General features: G+C 64.6%; 6 protein-coding genes. 1 reads left to right on the top strand and 5 read right to left on the bottom strand.

Annotated elements, in window-relative coordinates; translation table 11 throughout:
- The 4 genes from QZV93_RS12470 to QZV93_RS12455 all read right to left on the bottom strand — a co-directional run.
- On the bottom strand, window positions 1–568 hold a 568-nt coding region (locus tag QZV93_RS12470; protein WP_295558887.1), incomplete at its 3' end, for an HdeA/HdeB family chaperone.
- A gap of 118 nt (window positions 569–686) precedes the next feature.
- Window positions 687–1,511, bottom strand: a complete 825-nt coding sequence (locus QZV93_RS12465; protein ID WP_295558885.1) for a hypothetical protein — start codon at window positions 1,509–1,511, stop codon at window positions 687–689.
- 112 nt (window positions 1,512–1,623) lie between these two features.
- Entirely contained in the window at window positions 1,624–2,355 is a 732-nt protein-coding gene (pth, locus tag QZV93_RS12460) for an aminoacyl-tRNA hydrolase (protein WP_295558884.1), read from the bottom strand.
- Window positions 2,356–2,427: 72 nt separating this feature from the next.
- On the bottom strand, window positions 2,428–3,174 hold the full coding sequence (locus tag QZV93_RS12455; protein WP_295558882.1) for a 50S ribosomal protein L25/general stress protein Ctc: 747 nt from the start codon (window positions 3,172–3,174) through the stop codon (window positions 2,428–2,430).
- Window positions 3,175–3,432: 258 nt separating this feature from the next.
- Here QZV93_RS12455 and QZV93_RS12450 point away from each other — a divergent pair, with 258 nt between their 5' ends.
- Window positions 3,433–3,849, top strand: a complete 417-nt coding sequence (locus QZV93_RS12450; protein ID WP_295558880.1) for a Fur family transcriptional regulator — start codon at window positions 3,433–3,435, stop codon at window positions 3,847–3,849.
- A 126-nt stretch (window positions 3,850–3,975) separates the two neighbouring features.
- Here the strand turns inward: QZV93_RS12450 and speD are convergent.
- The coding region (gene speD / locus QZV93_RS12445; RefSeq protein ID WP_295558878.1) for an adenosylmethionine decarboxylase at window positions 3,976–4,518 on the bottom strand (543 nt) is incomplete at its 5' end.

Here is a 4,518-nt window from a genome sequence, read left to right as displayed (position 1 = left end):
CCATGATCTCGTCGGAGGCCGTCAACAGGCCGATCGCCGGGTTGGTGCCGCAGTACTCGCCGATCTTGTGCATGTCGGCGGAGAAGCTGTCGGTGTCGAAGATGGTGCTCTCGGAATCCGAGGCCTGGTAGCCGGCGATCCACATCAGAATGAAGCCCATGCCTTCGGCCTCGTCGGTCGAGGATTTGACGGCCGCCTGACACGTCATGGTCTTGAGATCTACGGCCTGGGGCCCGTGCTTGGTCGCGTTTTCTCCGAGGTATTTCGCGGCCATCGTCAGCACGCCCACCTTGGGCTGCTCCCGGCACCCGGCGAGGATCTTGTCGAAGTCCTTGCCCAGCCCGTCGAAGTCGATCACCGCTCCTTGTTCCTCCGTCACGGTGTAGCCGGCGATCCAGTACAGGATGCCGCCCATGCCGGACTTGTCGTTTTCGGATCCGGAATCGATCGATTCGATCAATTGGCTGCAGCTCACGGTAGACAGGTCGACTTTCTCAGCCGAGGCCGGCGTGGCGAAACTCGCGGCGTACGCCAGCACAACAGCTATGGTGGTGAAAAAGCGCTGCATTCTGGTCCCCCAAAAATCATTCGGGCATGGCGGCGCGACACGCGCCGGAGCATGCGTCGCCGATGGTCCTAATGCGGAACGCTTTAGCCAGCCTGACCAATGTGCATGCTTTTGACGCTCAGCGGATTTTGCTCAGCTCGAAGGCCGAATAGCTGGCCGGGCTCGGAAGCTGCTCCTTGCCCGTCATGGCATCCGCCAGCGCCTCTGCAACCACCGTATCCGTTTCAAGCTCCTTCACGGCGATGATCATGAACGGGCGCTGCCAATCGGTCCCGGTCGCGGCGGCCTTGCCTCCGATCTCGCGGTACTGGCCGAGGTTCAGGCTGGAAATCGGAATATCGCCTTGGATCGCCGTTGCGACGATCTCGGCGGTCCGGGCCGCGCGACGGCCCGCGCGCGCCTTCTCGGCCGTGGGATCGCCTTCCTGCGACGCGGTGCCGACGGCAATGATCTCGTGCGCGTTGGCGAGCCCGTCACGCACCTCCTGGTCCAGGACATCGCGCGCCAGCTCGTCGCCGGTGATCTTGCGTCCCTCCTTCTCCAGATCCTCAGCGCTGCCTCGCACCCAGAGAAACTGCTTGCGCGCGACGACCACGTCGAACGTGCCTTGCCGGCCGGCCTTGTCGCGGCCCTCGATGGCGAAGATGAGCGTGCCCTTGGTCTGGCGCATGGGATCGGCGAGCGGCGCCACCTCCGTCTGCACGTAGGGCTCCGCGTACGGGTCGACGACGGCGTTGTGGACGACGACGGCGGAGGTGGTGATGACGGCCGTCGAGCCGAGGGCAACCGCAGCGCCCGCCTTCGTCTGCAGGAACGTAGCGATCCAGTTGTACCAATCCTGCCAGTTGCGGATGCGGTCGAACCATTTGTAGGCGCTCCACGCGCGGCGCACCTTTTTCGATTTCTGAAACTGCTCCTTGAGCTTTTCCGTGCCGAGCGCCATGCGCGGCTCCCCCTCTTCTAAAGCGGCTTTGGCCCACGATAGCCCGGATCGGGGACAGAAAAGAGACACCGAATGCTTCGGGACCGGTGGCCCTTCGGATCGATCGGTCCCGTCAGTCCTTCTTCTCGCGGCCGGCGAGCCATTTCTTGAGATTCTCGGCGATCGCGTTGGCGCTCTTGCCCGCACGCTCGCCCGCCGGATGCGTGCGCTGCTTGGCTTTCGGAGGCTCCGGCTCCTCGACGGGCTCGCGCACCTTGGCCTTGCGCGGGTCGGGCTCGTCCCCCAGTGCCTTGGCGACATCGGTCAGGAAGCGGGACTGATCGTTTTTGGCGAGCCGGGGCGCCGCTGCGGCGATCGCCTCGAGCAAGGGGATAAGCCATTCCTGATCCGCCTTGGCGAAATCGTTCAACACCCAGCGGGCGACCAGCTCCTTCACTCCGGGATGGCCGACGCCGATGCGCACCCGTACGTAGTCGTTGCCGAGGTGGGCGGAGATCGAGCGCAAGCCGTTGTGACCCGCGTTGCCGCCGCCGGTCTTCACCTTGAGCTTGCCAGGCGCGAGGTCGATCTCGTCGTAGAAGACGACAATGTCCTCCTCAGCGATCTTGAGGAAGCGCGCGGCCTCGCCAACGGAGCGGCCGCTCTCGTTCATGTAGGTGTCGGGCTTCAGGATCAGGATCTTCTCGCCTGCTATCTCGCCGTCGGTGGCCTGACCCTGGAACTTGCGCTTCCAGGGTCCGAAGCGGTGCACGCGCGCGATCTCGTCGACGGCCATGAAACCGACGTTGTGGCGGTTACGCGCGTATTCGCCGCCGGGATTGCCGAGGCCGACGAAGAGTTTCATCCCGAGGTCCCAAAACAAAAAAGGCCGGCACCCGTCTTACGGGCCGCCGGCCTTTCATGCAAATGCGCCGTCTTACTTCTTGGCGGCGGGCTTGGCAGCCGGGGCTGCCTTGCCAGCGGCGGCCGCGGGAGCGGCTCCCTTGGCGGGTGCAGCACCAGCCTTGGCGCCAGCAGCGGGAGCTGCAGCCTTGGCATCGCCTGCGGGAGCACCTGCTCCACCTTCGGCAGCGCCAGCAGCGGTCGCTTCTTCCTCGTCCTTCTTGGCACCGGCAATGGTCGCGACCGTGAAATCGCGGGCAATGACCGGAGTGACGCCGTCAGGCATGGCGACGGAGGAGATGTGGATCGAGCGGCCGATCTCGAGGCCTTCGAGGTTGATCTCGAAGAAGGGCGGAATGCGATCGTAGGGGCAGAAAACCTCTACGTCGTGGCGCACGATGTTGAGCACGCCGCCGCGCTTCAGGCCGGGCGAAAGGGTGTGGTTCGTAAAGCGGACCGGCACGGACACGCGGATGACGCCGTCCTTACCGATGCGCAGGAAGTCGACGTGGATCGGGTGATCCTTGACCGGATCGACCTGGACGTCGCGGGGAATGACGCGGATCTTGTTCGAGCCGACAGCGATGTCGAACACGGACGAGGTGAAGTGCCCCTTGATGAACTGCTTCCAGAGATCGTTGCCGTTGATGGCGATGATCTCTGCGGGTTGGCCGTCTCCATAGATGACGGCGGGGACATTCCCCTCTCGGCGGGCTTGGCGTGCGGCCCCCTTGCCAGCACGCGGGCGCGCCGTGGCCTTGATCTCAATGATCTCGGACATGGCATTTTCTCCAATGAAAAAAGGGCCTTAGTTAAGGCCCAGTTGGCTGCGGCCGGCCTCCAAGGGTGCCGGGCAGGTCTCTCGCATGTGCTTGAGATCGGCGGGTTATAGCCGCGCGGCGGGGGAATGGCAATCGGCGTTGTCGGCCGGAAACAGGCAGATTTTGCCGCTGCCCGGCATCGTTTTCCGGCATGCCAGCCACCCTTGGCGCGACCACTATGCTACACTTTGCACGTGTTGCAGGAACCAGAGAGACGCATGACGCGGAAAGTCACGAAGCGGCGGCCGGCACAGGAGCAGGACAAGCTCATCTTCACGGCGCTCCGGGAATCCGGGCGGCCGGTCTCGGCCTACGAGATCATCGACCAGTTGCGCGACAGGGCCAGCCTGGCGCCGCAGACCGTCTACAGGGCGCTGGACCGGCTCATCGCGTCCGGATCGGCGCACCGGCTCGAATCTCTCAATGCCTTCGTTGCCTGCGGCCAGTCGGGCCACCAGCACCAGGGCGCGGCCGTGTTCGCCATCTGCGACGACTGCGGGACGGTGTCGGAGTTCGCGGAGCCGAAGGCGGTCGAGGCGCTGGCAGGCTGGGCAAAGCGCTCCAAGTACACCGTGCGCGCCATGACGCTGGAGCTCCGCGGGCGGTGCGCGTCCTGCTCGGCACGGATGGCCTGAGGCCGGCAGTAGGCCGTAGGTATCTGCTTCAACCGCTCGGCCAAAAAATTGGGCGCGCATCCGATGGCCCGGACACGCGCCCTTGTCTGTCTGCTGGTCGTCTTTTCCTTCACTCAGCGAGGCGCTTTAAGCGGCCTTCGCCTTCCTGATGGCGCGGGGCCGGGCAGGAGCAGGCTTCTTCTTCGCCTTACTCGTCCGCTCGCCGGTCTCCCCAGGCGTCGCGCCGCGAAGCTGCGTCGTCACGCGAACCTCGCGCGCCGAGAACGCCTTCTGGAGCACCGGGATGGCGTTTGCGGGATCGGCGCTGCCGCTCATGAAGATATCGAGCGCCGCATAGCCGTCACCAGGCCAGCTGTGGATCGCGATATGGCTCTCCTTCAGCACCGCAACACCGGTCACCCCACCCGTGGGTTTCAGGGGGTGAAGATGCATGTGCAGGAGCGTCGCGCCCGAGGCTTCGACACATTGTTTGAGTACCCGCTCCACGTGCCCGACGTCGTCGAGCCGCTTGGCACCATACAAATCGATCATCAGGTGCCGGCCAGCATGGGTGCTGGCGCCGCGGTCCTCAGTCGTGTCCTCAAGAGCAGCGCGCTTACCCTGCGACGCGTGCAGATCTTCCTTTTGGGCGGGGCTTGAACGAGTCAAGTCCATCCCCAATTGGAAGAG

Source organism: uncultured Hyphomicrobium sp. (assembly GCF_902826555.1).
Classification (GTDB): domain Bacteria; phylum Pseudomonadota; class Alphaproteobacteria; order Rhizobiales; family Hyphomicrobiaceae; genus Hyphomicrobium_C.
Note: the sequence above shows the minus strand (reverse complement) of the source record. Positions and strands in the feature narration are given on the sequence as shown.

Bases quoted from the DNA above. Each gene is read 5' to 3' on its own strand.
- QZV93_RS12465 (WP_295558885.1), bottom strand. From the start codon at position 1,511: ATGGCGCTCGGCACGGAAAAGCTCAAGGAGCAGTTTCAGAAATCGAAA.
- pth (WP_295558884.1), bottom strand. From the start codon at position 2,355: ATGAAACTCTTCGTCGGCCTCGGCAATCCCGGCGGCGAATACGCGCGT.
- QZV93_RS12450 (WP_295558880.1), top strand. From the start codon at position 3,433: ATGACGCGGAAAGTCACGAAGCGGCGGCCGGCACAGGAGCAGGACAAG.
- QZV93_RS12455 (WP_295558882.1), bottom strand. From the start codon at position 3,174: ATGTCCGAGATCATTGAGATCAAGGCCACGGCGCGCCCGCGTGCTGGC.